Here is a 19257-nt window from a genome sequence, read left to right on the forward strand (position 1 = left end):
CGCGCGGCCGCTCCCTCGGGTCCGGACGGGATGTCGGCTAACGTTGGCCGGATGAGCCCCGAGGACCACTCAGCCCCTCGGTCCCTCGCGGAGGCCCTCCGCGCGCGGGACGACGCCTCCCTGGCCGCGCTGCTGCGCAGCCGCCCGGACCTCGTCACCCCCGTCCCCACCGATCTCACCCAGCTCGCCACGCGCGCCGGTACGCGCGCCTCGGTGCTGCGCGCCCTGGAGCGGCTGGACCGGTTCACGCTCCAGAGCGCGGAGGCGCTGGCCGTCGCCCCGGACCCGGCGCCGTACGGCACCCTGCTCGGGCTGATGGCCGGGGACGCCGGCGAGGAGCAGGTGGCCGGGGCGCTGCCGCGCGCCGTCGCCGTCCTGCGCGAACAGGCGCTGGTGTGGGGCGGGGACGACCGGCTGCGGCTGGTGCGCACCGCCCGCGAACTGCTCGCCCCGTCGGCACAGCATCCGTCCCCGACCGGGCTCGGACCGACCGTGCGGGAGGCCACCTCGGGCATGTCGCCGGGGCGCATCCAGGAGATCGTGACGGCGGCCGGGCTGCCCTCGACGCACGACTCGGTGTCCGCCGCGGACGCGCTCACCGCGTTGTTCACCCACCGCGGGAAGATGGCGAGACTGCTCGCCCAGGCGCCGGAGGCGGCCCGTGAGGTGCTGGTCCGGCTGATGTGGGGGCCGCCGTACGGGCAGGTCACCGCGGACCCGGCGGCGCACCTGCGCTGGCTGCTGGACCGCGGCCTGCTGCTGCCGACCGCCCCCGGCACGGTCGTGCTCCCGCGCGAGGTCGCCCTGCACCTGCGCGCGGGCCGCGCGCACCGCGAGCCCGAGCCGCTGCCGCCCGCCGTGGCCCCGGCCGCGGCCCACAGCCCGCAGCTCGTGGACGCGACGGCGGCCGGGCAGGCGTACACCGCGCTGGCCACCGTGGAGGAGCTGCTGAAGGACTGGGACGAGGGCGGCCCGGCCGTGCTGCGGGCGGGCGGCCTCAGCGTCCGCGACCTGAAGCGGACGGCGGTGGCGCTGGACGTGTCCGAGCCGGTCGCCGCCTTCTGGGCGGAGCTGGCGTACGCGGCCGGCCTGATCGCCTCCGACGGGGAGGCCGACGAGCGGTACGCGGCCACGCCCGCCTACGACGAGTGGCGGGAGCAGCCGCCCGCCGAACGCTGGGCCCGCCTCGCCCGGGCGTGGCTGGCCGCCACCCGCACCGCCGGGCTGGTCGGCGGGCGGGACGCGAAGGACCGCGCCCTGTCGGCGCTCGGGCCCGGGCTCGACCGGTCCGCCGCGCCCGAGGTACGGCACCGGGTGCTGTCCCTGCTGGCCGGGCTGGGGCGGGGGGCGGCACCGGACGCCGAGTCGGTGCTCGCCCGGCTGCGCTGGGAACGGCCGCTGCGGGGTGGTGCGCAGCGCGAGGACGACCTGCGCGCCCGGCTGGCCCGCTGGACCCTGTCGGAGGCGGAGCTGCTGGGGGTGACCGGGCGGGGAGCGCTGGCCGCGCACGGGCGCGCGCTGCTCGGGGCGCCGCCCGCCGCCGGGACCGCCGCGGCCCCGGGACCCGGCGCCCCGGGGCCCGGGGACAAGCTCCCGGTGCACCACCACCGCGCGGCCGACCGGCTCGCGCCCCTGTCCGGCGCCGAGCAGACCGCGGCCGCCGCGGCCGCGGCCCGGCTGCTGGCGCCGCTGCTGCCCGAGCCGCTGGACCACGTGCTGCTCCAGGCCGACCTGACGGCGGTCGCCCCCGGCCCGCTGCGGCGCCCGCTCGCGGACACGCTGGGCGTGCTCGCCGACGTGGAGTCCAAGGGCGGCGCGACCGTCTACCGGTTCACGCCGGCGTCCGTCCGCCGCGCCCTGGACGCCGGCCGGACCGCCACCGACCTGCACGCCTTCCTCACGGAGCACTCCCGTACCCCGGTGCCGCAGCCGCTCGCCTACCTGATCGACGACGTGGCGCGCCGGCACGGCCACCTGCGGGTCGGGGCGGCGTCGGCGTACGTGCGCTGCGACGACGACACGGTGCTGAACGAGATCCTCGCCGACAAGCGGGCCGCCGCGCTGCGCCTGCGCCGGCTGGCCCCGACCGTGCTGGCCGCGCCGTCCGATCCGGCGACGCTGCTGGAGGGGCTGCGGGCCATGGGGTACGCGCCGGCCGCCGAGTCCGCCGAGGGCGACGTCCTGATCACCCGCGCGCACGCCCACCGCACCCCGCCGCGCACCGCCCCGGAGCCGGTGCCGGACGGGCCGCCCCCGCCCGACGCCACCCTGCTCGGCGCGGCGGTCCGCGCGATCCGGGCCGGCGACCTGGCCGCCACGGCCCCGCGCAAGCGGGCCGGCGAGCCCCTGACCGGCGGCGAGCTGCCGCGGACCTCCTCCGCCGAGACCCTCGCCACCATGCAGGCCGCCGTCCTGACCGGCGACTCCGTGTGGATCGGCTACGTCAACGCCGAGGGCGCCGCCAGTCAGCGGGTCATCGCCCCGATCCGGGTGGAGGGCGGCTTCGTGACGGCGTACGACCACACCGCGGACGAGGTGCGGACGTATCCGCTGCACCGCGTCACGGGGGTCGCCGAGCTGGCCGGCGACTGACCCGCAACCGCCGCGGGCGGGCGGGTCAGCAGTCCGCCAGCGGGGCGTCCGCGGGCAGCCCGAAGCGGGTGCGGGCCGCGGTCTCCAGGGCGGCGGCGGACATCGGCCGGTTCAGGGCGGAGCGGGCGAGGTAGCCGAAGTGGTCCTCGGTCCACCGCGTGCTCCCCGCGCCGTCGGGCGCCGCCTCGCGCGACACGATCCGGTAGCCGCCGTCCGCGGTCCGCGCCAGCCGCAGCACCTGCGGCACCTGGCCGCCACCGCACTCCACCAGGCTGCCGTCGCGCACCCCGTACTCCACACACAGCGTGTTGACGCCCGCCCGCACCTCGGTCCCGCGCGCGTGCAGGTCGAGCGCCTCGGCCCGGCAGAACCAGTGCGCCCGGAGCGCGGGCGTGGCCGCGCCGGGCCCGGCGCCCCGGTTCTCCGCCGCGAGGCGGGCCTCGATCACCGGCCGCACCTCGCGCCACAACCGGGCGTCGACCTGCCCCGGCCGCATCGCCCAGACACCGGCGGCCACCAGCACCACCACCGCCCCGGCCCCCGTCGCCCATCCTGCTGCTCGCATCCCGTGCACTCCTCACCGCCCCCGCGCACCGCACCGCTTCGCGGAACAAGACACACGAGCCCGGGGCGTGGTTGCCCCCACATGGCGCCGCATACCGGCCGGGCGGCCCGGACAGGTCCCGGACACCTGTCCTGACCAGGCCGGACAGGGCCCGTGTGTCCCGGACATGTCCTGGACACGGCAATCCGTTGTGCGCCGTCGGCCGCCCCGGCCAGCCTTTCGGGGCATCGGCCGGACCCGCCACGGGCCCGGCGCGGATCCGACGGAAGGAAGCACGCAATGTCTGTCAGCAGCACGGTGAGGACCACGGCCGTCGCGGGGGCGGCCCTGGCCATGTCGCTGGGCAGCCTCGTCCTGGCCGGCCCGGCCCAGGCGGCGGCCGATCCCGGCCCGGCGGTCGCCAAGCAGGCGAAGGAGCAGTACACCAGCGACAGCGCCGAGGTGCAGAAGCGCAAGTACGAGGGCGACGCCAAGGGCGGCGACAGCGAGCGCAACAACTGCAACTTCTACACCGGGTTCTGGACGGCGAAGGCCAACCTCCGCTGGGACCGCACCAGCGCCCCGCGCACCGGGACGATCAACAACCACCAGGCGTGCGGGACGAGCAAGGGCTACATGTACGTCAAGGCCGACGGCGCCTGGAAGAAGAAGTGGACCAGCGTCAAGTGGACCTCGCGCGCCTGGTGCGCGGACTTCGCCAAGTACACCTGGTACTGGGGCAAGGCGGACATCGGCGGGCTGACCGCGGCGGCCGACTCGTTCCGCGCCTACGGCAAGGCCAAGCACACCTGGCACACCAAGGCGCAGGTGAAGGCGGGGAGCTACAAGCCGAGGCCGGGTGACGTCGTGTCCTACGACAACAACGGTGACGGCCGTGCCGACCACGTGGGCGTCCTGGTCTCGTACAACTCCGAGGGGAAGGCCTACCACTCGGTCGAGGGCAACACCTCGTACGAACAGCTGACGTACAAGAAGAGCCAGCCCGCGCTCGCGGGCCGGGTCATCGGCTACACCTCGCCGAAGGCGCGCTGACCCGCCATGCCGGCCTCCGGCCACACCGGCCTTCGGCCACGTTGGCCGGAAAGGGTTTTGATCCTCGACAGGGCCCCCACAACCATGGGGGCCATGGATCACAGAGCCCTTGCGCTTCAGGAGTTACGGACGGCGGCGGACCTGAGCGCCGCGCTGCGCGAGCTGAAGGCGCGCTCCCGGCTGACCTACCGGCAGCTCGAGGAGCGCGCCGCCCGGCAGGGCGAACTGCTGCCGCGCAGCACGCTGGCCGACGTCCTGCGCAACGGCTCGCTGCCCCGGCGGGAGCTGCTGGCGGCGTTCGTCCGCGCATGCGGGGAGGGCGACTACGTGGACGACTGGCTGGCGGCCCGGCGACGGGCCGCGCAGGCCCAGGACCCGGCTCCGGGTCGTGAACCGGTAGGCGCGGCGGGAGGCGCGGGCGCCCCGGGGGGTCCTGGGGGCCCTGGGGCCACGGGGGGCTCCAGGGACTCCGGGGGGCTCGGGGGCCCGGGCGGGCCGGGGGGTGCCGGGGACTCCGGGGGTCCCGGGGGTCCGGACGGGCCGGGGGGTGCCGGGGCCTTCGGGGGGCCGGGTGATCCGGGGGGCTCCGGGGGCGGCCGGGGGGCGGCGCGCGGTCCGTCGGGGCGGTTCGCGCGGGGGCGCCGCCCCCTGGTCCTCACCGGGATCGTCCTCGCCGTCGCCCTGGTCGCGGGCGCCGTCTGGTTCCTGATGCCGGACGGCGCGCGGGACGACGCCGCCGGAGCCGTGCCGCAGGGGCACGTCCGGCTCCGGCCGGTCGCCTCCCCCGGCCTGTGCGTGACGGACGGGCAGGTCCGGGACGGGCGCTACCAGCCCCTCGTCGCCGTCCAGCGCCCCTGCGACCAGACCGCCCCGCAGACCACCACCCTGGATCGGGTGGCCGAAGGCGCCTACCGCATCAGCTGGTACCGCCCCGACCAGGGCAAGGGGTGCCTGAAGGTGCTCACCTCGGGACCCGGCGCGGGACTGCTCGAACCGTGGCAGGCGTGCGAGCAGACCACCGTCTTCCGCTTCGTCCCCGCCCGGACCGCGAAGAGCGCGGCGGGCGGTACGTCCGCGGGGTCCGGCGGCCGGACGTACCGGATCAAGGCCGACGACGGCCGGTGCGTGGGCATCCGGGGCGCGGGCACGGGGGCGGGCGCGGAGGCCGTGGTGCGGTCCTGCACGGACGCGGACGACCAGCTGTTCGTCGTCGAGGCCGTCCGGTGATCCCGTTCCCGCAGGTCAGGGGGGTGTGGCCGGACGAGCATGCGGACATTTCGGCGTGATGAGGCACACTGGACGTTTGGCCGTCGTGGAAGGGTGTGCCGCGCGTGAATGGTCCGTTGATCATCCGGACGATCAGGTGTGATGCACACACTAACGGATAGGTCCGAGCTGTGAAGTCTGTCAGGAGGTGAGGATGGAGATGCCGTCTCCGAGCAGCTTCAACCCGAGAACGAAGAACAGGACGGCCATCACGGCGACGTTGTGCTGAGCTGCCCAGTCCTTCCAGTTGCCGAGCGTGGTCCTGGCTCGCTCTCCCCCGAGGAGAAAGACTGCCAGCGGGGCCAGCAGGCCGAGGGTGGCGATCACAACGAAGATCGCTAGCGAGGCGATCTGCTGCCCGACCGGCAGTGCGGCTGAGCCGATCGCGGCGCCCGCGGCGATGGCCAGCGGAGCATTCTTGGCGTTGAGCGCGGCCAGGGCCAGTCCGAGCCCGAAGACCTTGACCGGCGTGAGGCGGTCGATGGCGCCCATCCACTTCGGCAGTTGGGCTTGCGAGGGGTCCCTTGGGCGCCGGCGCCACTGCCGGGCGCCGAAGAGGACGAGGAACAGGCCCAGGGCCAGCTTGAGGGCTCCCACCCAGGTGGCCGGGTGCTTGTGAGCGGATGCGCCTGCCGGAGAGGCGATCGCCAGCATCACCGCACCCAGTGCAGCGAGTCCCAGGATCCAGCCGACGGTGAAGAGGACACCGTTGAGACGCCCTCGGGGCGTGGCGAGTATGAGGATGATGGCGATGATCGGTAGCGGACTGACCGCGACGGCCGCCGCGAAACCCAGCACGTCACCGAGGACTGCGCCCATGGTTGCCTCCGGATGGCGATCCAGTGGAGCGGGCTTGGCGGAAGCAGGTGATCCGGCCGTCTGTGCGGCGCGACGCGTGGTTCCGTGATCGTCCGCGCCGTTGTCTACACGGCTGCGCGGAAGCGGCTGCCCGAAAATGGCCACTACGGGTGTGCCCGGCACCTCTCCGCCACTTCCATCTTCCTGCGTGTGACCGGATCTGTCCTCGGGAGCTTCTCCGGGCGCGAGGGCCCGGGGCCGGCTGTCGGCGACCCGCTTTGGTGCCACCCCGAACCGGCCGGCAGGCCGGTACCGGAGGCGCTGGTTTTCCTCCTCAGCACCGTGCCGAAGACACTGATCGGAACGTAATCGCCCCTGGTGGACAGGGGTGCAGGGATCGAAAATGACACGCAAGCGCCAGAGCTTCTCGGGAACACATCCCGGGTGAACGCCTCGGCAGGGGGCTGAGGATGCGAGGCAGCGCAGCCACGGTGAGGATTGACACGTGAGGGCGATGGCGTCTCATGTCAGGGCGCTTCGCGACCCTCGCACCGATCAGCGACAGGAGAGGCCCGCGATGACTGCGCCAGGTTCAACCCCGTCGGCTCACCCTGCGCACCCGGGCAGGACGGATGGGGTCGCCAACGAGTTCACCGTCTTCACCAAGATCAAGCAGGGCGAGGCCGATGCGTTGCGCAAGGATCTCGCCATGCTCGCCGACGCGGCGAATGACGAGAACGTCCATGCTGCGCTGCGCCAGATAGGCACGCTGCACGACGCACGGCACGTCATTTTCGACGACGACACCAGGTTCATGTTCGCCAGCGTCTTCGACGGCTCCTGGGACACGTACATCGACGACTTCGCCAAGACGGTGGTCGGAGAGCGCTTCGACAAGGTCTTCTCACACAGCGAAGGGTTCCCCGGCGTCAAGGACCCAGGGGCGAAGGACTGGTTCCTCGCCCACCAGGCGCCCGCGGGAGTCTTCGTCAGCGCCTATCCCGACCTGACCGTCCAGCAGATCTACAAGGACCACCGAGTGGAGGAGGCGTTCGAGGAAGTGCTGGACACCCCCGAGTTCCGCGCGGCGCTGGAGAACCCGGCCAACGCGGACTTGGTGGCCACGCCTGCCTTTCAGAAGCTGCTGGAGGAAGCCTCGGCGTAAGCCCGGACGCAGCCGCCCTCAGAGCCGAGCCACCGTCGGGGGACGGCGTCGCCTGGTGCGAGCCGGCCGTTGCGGAGCTGCCGGACAGAAACCGATGTGGAGGAACAAGCGATCATGAATTCGGCGGGCAGCAACAGCGCGGTCGGTGTGAGCATCGAGATCGACGACGTCCAGAGCGGGGCCCTGCGTCCACGCCCCGTGCCCTATCAGGGGAAGTACGTCTTCCTGCGTGTCGATGACCGCCATGCCGGGCGTGCCCTGCTGCGGCGGCTGCTTCCGGTGACCGCAGGCGGTCTGCCCAGCGTGGACCGGAGCCAGGATGCCTGGGTCGCTGTGGCGTTCACCTACCAAGGGCTGAAGGCCCTCGGGGTGCCCCAGGAGTCGCTGGACAGCTTTCCTCAGGCGTTCCGGGAGGGCATGGCCGCCCGGGCGGAGTCGATCGGCGACGTGGGCGAGAGTGCGCCGGCCCACTGGGAGGCACCGTTCGGAACGGGCGAGATCCACATCGCGTTGAGCGCCCTCGCCTCCGATGCGGCGCAGCTGGAAAAGGAGCTGGAGCGGGCCCGCGTCGCCTACGAGGACACGCCCGGTGTCCAGGTGATCTGGCAGCAGGAGGTCCGCCAGCTCCCGACCGGGCGCACCACCTTGGGCTTCCGGGACGGCATCAGCCATCCGAACATCGAGGGTGTCGGACTGCCCGGCTCCAACCCGCAGGAAGCCCCCCTCAAGGCGGGCGAGTTCATCCTCGGCTATCCCGACGAAACCGGGAACCTGCCGCCCATGCCCACCCCTGATGTACTGGGCCGTAACGGCACCTACGCGGCCGTGCGCAAGGTCCGCACCAACGTAGCGGCCTGGCGCCGGTTCCTGCGTGCGAACAGCTCCAGCGCAGAGGAAGAGGCACTCCTTGCGGCGAAGATGGTCGGACGCTGGCCCAGCGGGGCACCGCTGGCGCTCTCTCCCGAGCACGACGACCCGGAGCTGGCGGCCGATCCGCACCGCGTCAACAACTTCATGTACCGGGAGAACGACGACCGGGGGTACCGGTGCCCCGCCGGTGCGCACATCCGGCGCACCAACCCCCGCGACTCCACCATCATCGGCGACGCGCGGATGCACCGCCTCATCCGCCGCGGCACCACCTACGGGCCGCCGCTCCCGGAGGGCGTGCTGGAAGACGACGGCGCCGACCGCGGCCTGGTCGGAGTCTTCCTCGGAGCCCATCTGGAAAGGCAGTTCGAGTTCATCAAGGCCCAGTGGATCAACGACGGCAACTTCATCGGCTACCCCGGGGAGAAGGACGCGGTAGCCGGGCACCACGGCGGAACCGGCACCGTCACCATCCCGGAGAAGCCGGTCCGGCGCCGCCTGCAGAACCTGCCCAGCTTCGTGGTCACCCGAGGCGGCGAGTACTGCTTCGTGCCGGGTCTACGCGCTCTGCGCTGGCTCGCCGAACTGGAGGGCTGAGGGCAGAGGCCGATTCCAGGCCCTCGAAGTGCGAACACCGTCTCCGAGAGGAGAGGTCGAGGTCATGGCAGCACAGTTCGTCCGCTTCACACCGGACGTGGAAGACGACGATCCGCACTTCGACGAGAACGTGCAGACCGTGATCGGAAAGACCGAGAACTACATAGCCGAGTCGGTCGAGGCCGGCGGCACCGGACGAGCCCTGCGCGACGCCCATGCCAAGGGATACGGACTGGTCCGCGGGGAGGTGGAAATCCTGGACGGGCTGCCCCCCGAGTACGCCCAGGGCATCTACGCGACCCCGGGAACCCACGACGCGCTCATCCGTTTCTCCAACGGCTCACCCCACGCCGGAGCCGACGCACGACTGGGCGCCGCCACCGGACTGGCGCTGAAGTTGTTCGACATCCCCGGCCCGACCCTGCTGGGAGACGAACCGGACACAGGCACCTTCGACTATGCCAACATCAACGGACCGATCTTCTTCTGCAACACGATCGAGCACTACCTGTTCATCCAGGAGCTGTTCCTGGACGCGTCGGCCTACTTCTCCCAAGGACGCCCCGGAGCACATCGCTTCTTCACCGATTTCGTGACCGGAAAGGGGACCCTGGACCGGGACAACTGGGCGTGGGACGAGTTCCTGGCCTTCCTGCGTCTGGCAAAGACCCGCCCGGCGAACGTACTGCTGTCGAGCTACTGGACGATGGGCGCGGTCAGGCACGGGGACTACATCGCCAAGGTGCGCTTCACCCCCGACCCGACCTCCGCCGCCGCCGTGATTCGGCGCGACGTCGACCCGACCTCGGTTGCGGAGGTCTTTCGCCCGGCCCTGGAAGCCGAACTGAAGGAGCGGCCCTTCGCCTTCGACGTCCAAGTCCAGCTCTGCACCGACCTGGCGCGCATGCCGGTGGAGGACACCACCGTTGAGTGGCCCGAGCAGCTCTCGCCCTCCGTCACCGTGGCCAAGCTGCAACTGCCACAGCAGGACATCTCCGGCCCGGAAAATCTGGAGAAGATGGACTCATTGTCCTTCACACCCTGGCGGGTCACCGCCGAGCACGCCCCCCTGGGCAACATCATGCGGGCCCGTAAAGAGGTCTACCGGCATTCCTCCATCGCGCGCCACAAACTCAACGAGCAGCCGCGCACAGAGCCCCGCAGCGCCGACGAGGTACTCGGCCCAGTTCAGTGATACTGGCGGCACACGAATGGAGGATCCACAAGTCGCAGCGCGGTCAGAGCACCGTTCAAGCCTCGATTGCCGCAGGGCCGTGACCCGACGCCGGTGAACGGTGACTGCTTTCAGCGACCGGCACTTGCTCACCTGCTCCACACCCGACCCGCGGCCTGGGTACCGTCGAGGGTAGAAGCCCCGACGGATGGAGCATGATGTCTCGCCGCCCGCTGGACCGCCGGCGCCTCGCCTCTCGGGGGGAGCGCTGATGCTGGAAGAAGCCGAAGAGATCGGCAACCGCATACGCCGCGCCGTCTGGGCAAGACACAGGCCGACCTCGCTGCTGCCCTGGGCAAGACGCAGGGCTGGGTGTCCAAGATGGAACGCGGACTCATCGAACTGGATCGCGTCGGCCTGCTCAACCTGATCGCCTCGGAGCTGCACGTACACCCGAACGACTTGATCGGACGCCCGTACAACAGCTCTCCGGCCGAGAATCAGTGGCAGGTCTCTGCCGCAGCGATCATGCGCGAGCTGCGCCGCTACGACCTTGCTCCCGTCTTCGACGGGACGCCTCGCTCAGCTCGTCAGCTGTGGCAGGAAACCACCTGGCTCCACCGCCTGCGCGATGCTGCGGCCAACACGGCCATCATGGAGGTACTTCCCGACCTGTTCCGGGAGACGCGCGCCCTGGCCGAAGTCGTCACGGGCCATGAGCGGGAAGAGGCGCACGCGATCTACGCGGTGTGCTGCAAGTTCGCTCACACGTCCGCGCACGCCCTGGGCCACCCTGAGCTGGTCGCCATGGCATGTGAAAGGGCCGCTTGGTCCGCGCGGCTGTCCGGCGACCCGGTCATGCCTGCCGTCGCCGACTGGATGCGCGTGTGGGACATGTGGGCCACGGCGGACTGGGATGACGCCATTGCCCTGTCTGACCGAGCACTCCGCAGTGTGCAGCAGGATTATGACCGTGGTGAGCCGCTGGCCGTGTGGGCGTGGGGGTCTCTGCACCTGCGTGCGGCTGTCTCGGCTGCGCGGGGTGGTCGCAAGGCCGAAGCGAAGGACCGGATCAAGCACGCGCGGGCTGCCGCCAAGCGGATGGTGGACACTGTCGGCCCCCCGGTCTACGACCGCCACAGCCTCACCTTCTCGCCGGGCAACGTGCAGATCCATGCGATCAGCGTCGCCCTGGAGATGCATGAGCAACGCGAGGCGCTGTCGATAAACCGGCGCACGAGCAAGGAAGTGATCGAGTCGCTTCCCAACTCTCGTCAGGGTCACCATCACATGGACCTGGCGCGGGCCTGGCTGTGGGACGGAAACCGCGACAAGGCGCTGAAGGAACTGGAGAAGGAAAGCGGCGCCCCCACCTCGTCCGTCCGGTGGGGGCGCCGCTGCGTGTGTCCGGTGACGTCGGCGTCAGCCCTGGCTGTCAGCCGCCTCGGTCTTCTGTTCGCTCTCCTTCGCCGCTGCCGCCCTCCGCATGTGCCCCTCTTCGCCGAAGTACACCGACAGACGCGACGTGTCCAGCTTCTTGCCGCCACGCCTCGCGGGTGCCACCTCCACGTAGCCGCCCGAGTTGAGCAGCAAATCTCGCTTACCAGCCACGTCCGAGCGCTTCCACTGCTCGGCGTGCGTCTCGCCGGTCGGCTCCGCCTTCATGCCGCCCGGCTTCGCCGTTCGCTGCCTCTCCTTCAAGGTCGCCAGTCGCTCTTCCAGCTTGGCGTACTGCTCCGCGTACCGGATCGCTCCGTCGTCGCCTCTGAACAGGCCCCGGTCGTAGCGATCCTTTTGCAGGTCGGCCAACGCTTCCTCGGCCTGCCTGATCTGCGGGCGGAAGTCCTCACCCGTCTCCTGGACCATCCGCAGCACGGGAAGGTGCCTGTACTTCGCTAGGAACTGCTCGGCGACATGCTCCTCGGTGGTCACCCCCGCCACGGTCGGCCCGTAGCACTTCTCGCCCGGCTTCTCGTCCCCCTTGGCCGCCCGCTGGCGGTACTTCAGGGGGCCGATGCACCGGTACCGAAGCTGACCGTTGCGCCCGCTGAAGGTGTACATGCGCTCGCCGCAGACTCCGCAGTGCATGATGCCGCGCAGCAGCGACGTCCCCTCCCGGCGCTTCTCACCTGGGTTGGCCCGGCGCTCCAACTCGTCCTGGAGCATCTGCCAGGTGTCCGTGTCGAGGATCGGCGGCCGGTGGACCAGCGGCAGGCCGTCCGTCCGCAGGATCGGCTTTCCGTCCTCGATGACCTGGCCAAGCAACTGGGGGTTGCCCAGCATGCTGCGCAGCGTGGTCGTGTACCACTGTTTGGAGTCGCTGCGCTTACCCGTGGTCTGGCGTGAGGAGTGGCCGGGCGACGGGACGCCCTCCTTGTTGAGGTCGTTGATGATCTGCATGAGTGAGTCCTTCGTCAGGACCCGCTCCACGATCCGCTTGATCGTCTTGGCCTCATCCTCGTTGACCGCGAGGACCTTGCCCGCCCCGTTGGGGTTGGGGACGACCATGTACCCGTACGGGACCCGACCGCCGGTGTAGCGGCCCTCGCGGCGCAGGTGCTCGTGCGCGCTGGACACCCGCATGCCGATGGTGTCGGACTCCAGCTCGGCGAAGACCGCGATCACCTTCGCCATGGCCCGGCCCATGGACGACGTGAGGTCGAGAGGCTCCGTCGCCGACGCGAGCGCAACGCTCTGGTGCTCGGCGAGTCGCATGATCTCCGCGAAGTCGACCGTGGAGCGCGCAAGCCGGTCGATCTTGAGGAACACGATCACGTCCAGCTCGGCGAGCCTGGTCAGGATGCGTTGCAGCCCCGGCCGGTCGAGCCCGCGCGAGAAGCCCGAGACGTCAATGTCTTCCTCGGCGGCCACGACCTCCCACCCGCGTGCCTCGCACAACGCCTCGCACGCCGCTCTCTGGCGCTCAGGAGAAGTCGTCTCGTCCGTTTCACGCGATAGGCGAACATAGATAGCGGCGCGCATACCCGGCGCGCTGGCCGGAACGCCCTTCCGGCGCCGGGCACGGGGCATGGCCCGAGCCGTGGCAGGTGCACTGTCTGTCACGCTGGAGATCCTATCCGTGGAGGTATGTGTGTCCTGCCTAATCGTCCAGTCCGACAAGACCCTGCTCCTGGAAGTCGACCATGAGCGGGCCGACGACTGCCGGCGGGCCATCGCGCCCTTCGCCGAGCTGGAGCGGGCGCCCGAGCACATCCACACCTACCGGGTCACCCCGCTCGGCCTGTGGAACGCGCGTGCCGCCGGGCACGACGCGGAGCAGGTCGTGGACGCCCTCGTGCAGTACAGCCGCTACCCGGTGCCGCACGCCCTGCTCGTGGACATCGCCGAGACGATGGACCGCTACGGCCGCCTGACCCTCAGCAAGCACCCCGCGCACGGGCTCGTCCTCTCCAGCACCGACCGGCCGGTGCTGGAGGAGGTGCTGAAGTCCAAGCGGATCGCGCCGCTGGTCGGCGCCCGCATCGACCCGGACACGGTGGTGGTGCACCCCTCGGAGCGCGGGCAGATCAAGCAGACGCTGCTGAAGCTGGGCTGGCCCGCCGAGGACCTCGCCGGGTACGTCGACGGCGAGGCTCACCCGATCGAGCTGCTGGAGGACGGCTGGAACCTGCGGCCGTACCAGAAGCAGGCCGTGGAGAACTTCTGGCACGGCGGCAGCGGGGTCGTCGTGCTGCCCTGCGGCGCCGGCAAGACCCTGGTCGGCGCCGGGTCGATGGCCCAGGCGAAGTCGACCACGCTGATCCTGGTCACCAACACCGTCTCCGCCCGGCAGTGGAAGCACGAGCTGGTGAAGCGGACCTCGCTGACCGAGGACGAGATCGGCGAGTACAGCGGCACGCGGAAGGAGATCCGCCCGGTCACCATCGCCACCTACCAGGTGCTGACGACCAGGCGGAAGGGCGTCTACCCGCACCTGGAGCTGTTCGACTCCCGGGACTGGGGGCTGATCGTCTACGACGAGGTGCACCTGCTGCCCGCGCCGGTCTTCAAGTTCACCGCCGACCTCCAGGCGCGCCGCCGGCTGGGGCTCACGGCCACGCTGGTGCGGGAGGACGGCCGCGAGTCGGACGTGTTCTCGCTGATCGGGCCCAAGCGGTTCGACGCGCCCTGGAAGGAGATCGAGGCCCAGGGCTACATCGCGCCCGCCGACTGCGTCGAGGTCCGGGTGAACCTGACCGACTCCGAGCGGCTGGCGTACGCGACGGCCGAGACGGAGGAGAAGTACCGCTTCTGCGCGACGACGGCGACCAAGCGGAAGGTCACGGAGGCGATCGTCCGCCGGTTCGCCGGGCAGCAGATCCTCGTCATCGGCCAGTACATCGACCAGCTCGACGAACTGGGCGAGCACCTGAACGCGCCCGTCATCAAGGGCGAGACGTCCAACGCCCAGCGCGAGAAGCTCTTCGACGCGTTCCGCGAGGGCGAGATCAGCGTGCTGGTGGTGTCGAAGGTCGCCAACTTCTCCATCGACCTGCCCGAGGCCACGGTCGCCGTCCAGGTGTCCGGGACGTTCGGCTCCCGGCAGGAGGAGGCCCAGCGGCTCGGCCGGGTGTTGCGCCCGAAGGCCGACGGCCACCAGGCCCACTTCTACTCGGTGGTCGCCCGCGACACCATCGACCAGGACTTCGCCGCCCACCGGCAGCGGTTCCTGGCCGAGCAGGGCTACGCCTACCGCATCGTGGACGCCGACGAACTCCTCGCGGAGGGCCAGGCGTAGGGCGCCCAGGACAGCGGGAGCCCGAGCACCAGGAGCGGGTACGCGGCCGCCAGCGGCTGCTGCCACCAGGGCAGTCGCAGATCGAGGGCGCCCTCGTGGGGCACCAGCCACATCGTGCGGGCGGTGAAGACGAGGGCGACCAGCACGGCGGTGGCGGTGCGGCCCTCCGCCAGCAGCACGGCGAGCAGCGGCACGCACCACACCCAGTGGTGGGTCCAGCTCACCGGGCAGACCAGCAGGGCCGTGAACGCGGCCAGCAGGACACCGTGGCCGTCCCGCCGGGCACGGGCCGCCAGCACCAGGCCGCCCACCGCGACCACCGCCGCCGGGAGCGCCCAGGCGAGACCCGGCGCGGGGTCGCCGAGGGCCCGCGCGACCAGTCCCCGCAGGGACTGGTTGTCCACGATCCACGCCTTGCCGACCCGTCCCGTCTCGTACAGGCGCCGGGTCCAGAAGTCGGCGCTCGCGGACGGGAGCAGGACGGCGCCCAGCGCGACCGTGGCGCCGAAGCCCGCCAGCGCGGTCCCTGCCTCCCGCGTCCGGCCCCGCAGCAGCAGGTGGACCACGAACACGGCCGGGGTGAGCTTGATGCCGGCCGCGATCCCGAGGGCGATCCCCTTGCCGCGGGCGCCCGCGGGCCGGGTCAGATCGCCCAGCGCGAGGCAGGCGACGGCCAGGTTGACCTGGCCGAACAGCAGTGTCTGGAAGACCGGCTCCAGCCAGAGCGCGCCCGCCGTGGCGGCGCAGAGCAGGGCCGGGGGCAGCGGGGGGCGGGACGCCAGGCGGACGGAGAGGGCGACGAGGACGGCGGTCAGGAGCACGTTGCCCGCGAGGGAGACCGCCTTCAGCACCGCGACGGGGAGCCAGGCGGCGGGGGCGAAGAGGATCGCCGCGAAGGGCGGATAGGTCGCGGGGAGCCGCCACTCGGTGACGGTGAGGCCGTAGAGGTCGGTGCCGTGGACCACGGCCGCACCCTCGGCCCGGTACACGAGGAGATCGGCCATGGGCGCGCCGCGCAGGGCGCACAGCGTGGCGAAGGAGGCGAGGGAGAGGGCGAGAAGGAGCAGGGACGTCCGTTTCCGCACGGACGCGACCCTATGCCGTCACCTGCGGCGTACGCCCGCTTCCTCGCCGTACTCGCCGAGGATGACGACGCCGAACGCCGCCTCGGCGAACACCTTGACGGCGCGCAGGGCGTTGCCCAGCGGGTGGTGGTGCGGGCCGTCCACGGCCGTGGCACCGGTCGGGGGGCGGACAGGGACCGGAGAGAAGGTTGCTGCGCTCATGTCTCCATGGTGGAACTCGGGACCCCTTCCGCGCATCGGTCTGCGGGTCCAGTCCGCGACGGCCTCGCATGGATCCACGGGTGGATCCCGCCCCCTACGCCGGGAGCACCCCGCCCCCTAGGGGACGGCTGGCAGCGAGGGGCGACGGATATTCGTTGGACCTTCCTTCCCGCACCGCCTAGGATCTCCGCTCTTGCCCGCCTCCTCACGGAGTGCCGCCGCCCGGCCGGAAACCGGGCGGCACCGTCGAAGCCCACGCAGCAGGCCCACCGGAGGCACCCCCTTGTCCGCGCCCATCCACGAACCGCCCGCCGCCCCCTCGACCGATCCCCTCGCCCGCGAGCGCTCCCACCTCGCCTCCTCCCGGGCCGCCCTGCGGGCCATGCGGGCGGACGTGGAGGCGCTGGACATCCGCGACGTCACCGCGAACTGGGTCAACGCCGAGGTGCTCGCCCGCCAGATCGACGACCGCATCAAGGCCCTGGCCGACCTCAGCGACACCCCGCTGTTCTTCGGCCGGCTCGACTACCTGCACGCCCCGGGCGCGGAGCGGGCCGAGGGCGCCGGGGGCGAGAAGTTCTACATCGGGCGGCGGCACGTGCACGACGCCGACGGCGACCCCATGGTCATCGACTGGCGGGCCCCGGTCTCGCAGCCGTTCTACCGGGCGTCCCGGAAGAACCCCATGGACGTCGGGCTGCGCCGGCGCTTCGGCTACACCGGCGGCGACCTGACGGCGTACGAGGACGAGCACCTCTGCGACCCGGCCGAGACGGCCGCCACCAGCAAGCTGCTCCAGCAGGAGATCGAGCGGCCGCGCGTCGGCCCGATGCGGGACATCGTGGCCACCATCCAGCCGGAGCAGGACGAGATCGTCCGCTCCGGCCTGTCCGGCACCGTCTGCGTGCAGGGCGGCCCCGGCACCGGCAAGACCGCCGTCGGCCTGCACCGGGTCGCCTACCTGCTGTACGCCCACCGGGAGCGGCTCGCCCGCACGGGCACCCTGGTCATCGGGCCGAACCGGTCCTTCCTGCACTACATCGAGCAGGTCCTGCCCGCGCTCGGCGAGCTGTCGGTCCGGCAGGCGACGGTGGACGACCTCGTCGCCCACGTCGAGGTGCGCGGGACGGACGACGCCGCCGCCGCGCTCGTCAAGGGCGACACCCGGATGGCCAAGGTCCTCCGGCGCGCCCTGTACGCGCACGTGACCCTGCCCACGGAGCCGGTCGTGGTGGTGCGCGGCTCCCGGCGCTGGCGGGTGCCGGCGTACGAACTGGAGGAGATCGTCCGCGAGTTGCTGGCCCGGGACATCCGCTACGGCGCGGCCCGCGAGGCGCTGCCCCAGCGGATCGCGCACGCGGTGCTGGTGCGGATGGAACGGGCCGGGGAGGCCCCGGACGACCGGGTGCAGGACGCGGTCGCCCGGGGCAGCGCGGTGAAGGCGGCCGTGAAGTCCCTCTGGCCGGCCGTCGACCCGGCCAGGCTGGTGCTGCGGCTGCTCGGCGAGCCCGCGTTCCTCGCCGAGCACGCCGCCGGGATCCTGGACGAGGACGAGCAGCGGACGGTCCTGTGGGCCAGGCCGGCGCGCAGCGCGAAGACGGCCCGGTGGTCGGCGGCGGACGCGGTGCTGGTCGACGAGGCGGCCGACCTGATCCAGCGCACCCACTCGCTCGGCCACGTGGTGCTGGACGAGGCGCAGGACCTGTCGCCGATGCAGTACCGAGCCGTGGGCCGCCGCTGCACCACCGGCAGCGCGACCGTGCTGGGCGACCTCGCGCAGGGCACGACCCCGTGGGCGACGCGGAGCTGGGCGGAGGCGCTGGGCCACCTCGGCAAGCCGGAGGGGGCCGTCGAGGAGCTGACGGCCGGCTTCCGCGTGCCGACGGACGTCATCGCGTACGCCTCCCGGCTGCTGCCGCACATCGCGCCCGGCCTCGCCCCGGTCGCCTCCGTCCGGGACAACCCGGGCTTCTTCGAGGTCCGCGCGGCCGGCGGGACGGCCGGCGTGGTCGCCGCGTGCGAGGAACTGCTGCGCAACGAGGGCTCCACCGGGCTGATCGCCGCCGACGCCCGCGTCCCGGACCTCGCCGGGGCCCTGGCGGCGGCCGGCATCCCCTTCCTCGCACCGGGCGAGGAGACCACCCGGGAGACCCGGCTGACCCTCGTCCCGGCCTCGCTCGCCAAGGGCCTGGAGTACGACTACGTGGTCCTGGACGAGCCGCGGGCCGTGGTGGACGGCGAGCCGGACGAGCGCACGGGGCTGCGGCGCCTGTACGTGGCGCTGACCCGTGCGGTGTCCGGCCTGATCGTGACGCACTCGGCGCCGCTGCCCGCGCAGCTCGCCGAGTAGGGTGGCGTGCCGTTCCGGCACGTACCCCTGGAAAGGCGCCCGTTGAGCACCCCGTACCCGCACGCCCCGTACCCGCATTCCGCGGACCCGTACCAGCAGCCGCCGGGACCGTACCCCGGGCCCGCGGCGCCGCTTCCTCCCGTGCCCGGGCCGGGGTGCGAGGTGTGCGGGGCGGTGCCCGCCGCGCCGGTGGCGGTGCGCGGGCACCGGGGCACGGTGGTGGTCATGCGGTTCCCGCGGCGGCGGGGGGTGCTGTGCCGCACCTGCGGGCTCGCGGTGTTCCGGCAGGTGCAGTCGGACACGCTGGTGCGCGGCTGGTGGGGGGTGCCGTCGGTGCTCGTCACCCCGGTCGTCCTGCTGGCCGGCCTCGGTGCCCTGGCCCGCCTGCGCAGGCTCCCGCCGCCCGTGACGGCGGCCTGGCGCCCGCCGCTGGACCCCGGCCGCCCGGTGCTGCGGCGCCCGGCCGGACTGGTCGCGCTCGCCGCGCTCGCCGCGCTCGCCGCGCTGGTGGTCGCCGGGGCCGTCCGGCCGTCCGACGGCGCCTCGGCCGGGCCGGACCGCGTCCACTTCACGCCGAGGAAGAACTGGGACGCGCTCTCGGTCGGGGCGTGCGCGCACAACGACCGCGAGTGGCCCCACCAGGACATCAGGAACGTGCCCTGCGACTCGCCCGACGCCCAGTACCGCGTCGCCGAGCCGCGGCACGGCTCCTGCGCGACGGGCGACTACCTGGCCCACCTCCAGTACAGCGTGGACGGCAGGAGCACCCTCTGCCTGCACCCGCTGGAGAAGTAGGGAGGTCAGGCGGGCCCCGGCCCGGTCCG

14 protein-coding genes and 1 pseudogene are annotated in these 19257 nt (G+C 72.3%); 10 read left to right on the top strand and 5 right to left on the bottom strand.

Going from position 1 to position 19257, the window contains the following annotated elements:
• Positions 1 to 51 precede the first annotated feature (51 nt).
• Entirely contained in the window at positions 52 to 2592 is a 2541-nt protein-coding gene (locus ACZ4K2_RS08830) for a helicase-associated domain-containing protein (RefSeq protein ID WP_467470981.1), read from the top strand.
• 25 nt (positions 2593 to 2617) lie between these two features.
• Here ACZ4K2_RS08830 and ACZ4K2_RS08835 read toward each other — a convergent pair whose 3' ends face one another.
• Positions 2618 to 3157 (bottom strand): hypothetical protein, encoded by a 540-nt coding sequence (locus ACZ4K2_RS08835; RefSeq protein WP_467470983.1) that lies wholly within the window; start codon positions 3155 to 3157, stop codon positions 2618 to 2620.
• A gap of 279 nt (positions 3158 to 3436) precedes the next feature.
• Here ACZ4K2_RS08835 and ACZ4K2_RS08840 point away from each other — a divergent pair, with 279 nt between their 5' ends.
• Positions 3437 to 4189 carry a CHAP domain-containing protein gene (locus ACZ4K2_RS08840; RefSeq protein WP_467470985.1) on the top strand — a complete coding sequence of 251 codons (753 nt, stop codon included), beginning with the start codon at positions 3437 to 3439 and terminating at the stop codon, positions 4187 to 4189.
• 93 nt (positions 4190 to 4282) lie between these two features.
• Positions 4283 to 5416, top strand: a complete 1134-nt coding sequence (locus ACZ4K2_RS08845; protein WP_467470987.1) for a hypothetical protein — start codon at positions 4283 to 4285, stop codon at positions 5414 to 5416.
• A gap of 180 nt (positions 5417 to 5596) precedes the next feature.
• On the opposite strand, the gene ACZ4K2_RS08850 is transcribed toward ACZ4K2_RS08845, so the two are convergent.
• Positions 5597 to 6274 (bottom strand): GAP family protein, encoded by a 678-nt coding sequence (locus tag ACZ4K2_RS08850; protein WP_467470989.1) that lies wholly within the window; start codon positions 6272 to 6274, stop codon positions 5597 to 5599.
• Positions 6275 to 6830: 556 nt separating this feature from the next.
• Here ACZ4K2_RS08850 and ACZ4K2_RS08855 point away from each other — a divergent pair.
• The 4 genes and pseudogenes from ACZ4K2_RS08855 to ACZ4K2_RS08870 form a co-directional block, all read left to right on the top strand.
• Positions 6831 to 7418, top strand: coding sequence for a hypothetical protein (locus ACZ4K2_RS08855; RefSeq protein ID WP_467769950.1), 588 nt, complete (start codon positions 6831 to 6833; stop codon positions 7416 to 7418).
• 114 nt (positions 7419 to 7532) lie between these two features.
• Entirely contained in the window at positions 7533 to 8885 is a 1353-nt protein-coding gene (locus ACZ4K2_RS08860) for a Dyp-type peroxidase (RefSeq protein WP_467470993.1), read from the top strand.
• Between the two features lie 64 nt (positions 8886 to 8949).
• A complete protein-coding gene (locus ACZ4K2_RS08865; RefSeq protein WP_467470995.1) occupies positions 8950 to 10080 on the top strand; it encodes a catalase family protein in 1131 nt (376 codons plus the stop codon).
• Positions 10081 to 10330: 250 nt separating this feature from the next.
• Positions 10331 to 11412, top strand: a pseudogene (locus tag ACZ4K2_RS08870) (helix-turn-helix domain-containing protein); the annotation flags it as partial.
• A 69-nt stretch (positions 11413 to 11481) separates the two neighbouring features.
• On the opposite strand, the gene ACZ4K2_RS08875 reads toward ACZ4K2_RS08870, so the two are convergent.
• The gene (locus ACZ4K2_RS08875) at positions 11482 to 13233 is read right to left on the bottom strand and encodes a recombinase family protein (RefSeq protein ID WP_467470997.1); all 1752 of its coding nucleotides are present in this window, start codon (positions 13231 to 13233) and stop codon (positions 11482 to 11484) included.
• Here ACZ4K2_RS08875 and ACZ4K2_RS08880 point away from each other — a divergent pair.
• Positions 13151 to 14797 carry a DNA repair helicase XPB gene (locus ACZ4K2_RS08880; RefSeq protein ID WP_467470999.1) on the top strand — a complete coding sequence of 549 codons (1647 nt, stop codon included), beginning with the start codon at positions 13151 to 13153 and terminating at the stop codon, positions 14795 to 14797. The genes ACZ4K2_RS08875 and ACZ4K2_RS08880 overlap by 83 nt on opposite strands.
• Here ACZ4K2_RS08880 and ACZ4K2_RS08885 read toward each other — a convergent pair.
• Both ACZ4K2_RS08885 and ACZ4K2_RS08890 read right to left on the bottom strand, forming a co-directional pair.
• Positions 14749 to 15882, bottom strand: coding sequence for a glycosyltransferase 87 family protein (locus ACZ4K2_RS08885; protein ID WP_467471001.1), 1134 nt, complete (start codon positions 15880 to 15882; stop codon positions 14749 to 14751). The two genes, ACZ4K2_RS08880 and ACZ4K2_RS08885, sit on opposite strands and share 49 nt — an antisense overlap.
• A gap of 18 nt (positions 15883 to 15900) precedes the next feature.
• Positions 15901 to 16083, bottom strand: coding sequence for a hypothetical protein (locus tag ACZ4K2_RS08890; RefSeq protein ID WP_467471003.1), 183 nt, complete (start codon positions 16081 to 16083; stop codon positions 15901 to 15903).
• A 382-nt stretch (positions 16084 to 16465) separates the two neighbouring features.
• Here ACZ4K2_RS08890 and ACZ4K2_RS08895 point away from each other — a divergent pair, with 382 nt between their 5' ends.
• Together ACZ4K2_RS08895 and ACZ4K2_RS08900 are read left to right on the top strand one after the other, a co-directional pair.
• On the top strand, positions 16466 to 18433 hold the full coding sequence (locus tag ACZ4K2_RS08895; protein ID WP_467471255.1) for a HelD family protein: 1968 nt from the start codon (positions 16466 to 16468) through the stop codon (positions 18431 to 18433).
• 174 nt (positions 18434 to 18607) lie between these two features.
• Positions 18608 to 19228: an LppU/SCO3897 family protein gene (locus tag ACZ4K2_RS08900; protein WP_467471005.1), complete on the top strand. Its 621-nt coding sequence runs from the start codon at positions 18608 to 18610 to the stop codon at positions 19226 to 19228.
• Positions 19229 to 19257: the final 29 nt, after the last annotated feature.

This window comes from Streptomyces sp. NPDC025833 (assembly GCF_055558055.1).

What these genes read in the sequence shown, in the direction of transcription:
- ACZ4K2_RS08855 (WP_467769950.1), top strand. Translation starts at nt 6,831, where the DNA reads ATGACTGCGCCAGGTTCAACCCCGTCGGCTCACCCTGCGCACCCGGGC.
- ACZ4K2_RS08835 (WP_467470983.1), bottom strand. Translation starts at nt 3,157, where the DNA reads ATGCGAGCAGCAGGATGGGCGACGGGGGCCGGGGCGGTGGTGGTGCTG.
- ACZ4K2_RS08875 (WP_467470997.1), bottom strand. Translation starts at nt 13,233, where the DNA reads ATGGCCCGCCGGCAGTCGTCGGCCCGCTCATGGTCGACTTCCAGGAGC.
- ACZ4K2_RS08860 (WP_467470993.1), top strand. Translation starts at nt 7,533, where the DNA reads ATGAATTCGGCGGGCAGCAACAGCGCGGTCGGTGTGAGCATCGAGATC.
- ACZ4K2_RS08850 (WP_467470989.1), bottom strand. Translation starts at nt 6,274, where the DNA reads ATGGGCGCAGTCCTCGGTGACGTGCTGGGTTTCGCGGCGGCCGTCGCG.
- ACZ4K2_RS08830 (WP_467470981.1), top strand. Translation starts at nt 52, where the DNA reads ATGAGCCCCGAGGACCACTCAGCCCCTCGGTCCCTCGCGGAGGCCCTC.
- ACZ4K2_RS08895 (WP_467471255.1), top strand. Translation starts at nt 16,466, where the DNA reads ATGCGGGCGGACGTGGAGGCGCTGGACATCCGCGACGTCACCGCGAAC.
- ACZ4K2_RS08865 (WP_467470995.1), top strand. Translation starts at nt 8,950, where the DNA reads ATGGCAGCACAGTTCGTCCGCTTCACACCGGACGTGGAAGACGACGAT.
- ACZ4K2_RS08840 (WP_467470985.1), top strand. Translation starts at nt 3,437, where the DNA reads ATGTCTGTCAGCAGCACGGTGAGGACCACGGCCGTCGCGGGGGCGGCC.
- ACZ4K2_RS08845 (WP_467470987.1), top strand. Translation starts at nt 4,283, where the DNA reads ATGGATCACAGAGCCCTTGCGCTTCAGGAGTTACGGACGGCGGCGGAC.
- ACZ4K2_RS08890 (WP_467471003.1), bottom strand. Translation starts at nt 16,083, where the DNA reads ATGAGCGCAGCAACCTTCTCTCCGGTCCCTGTCCGCCCCCCGACCGGT.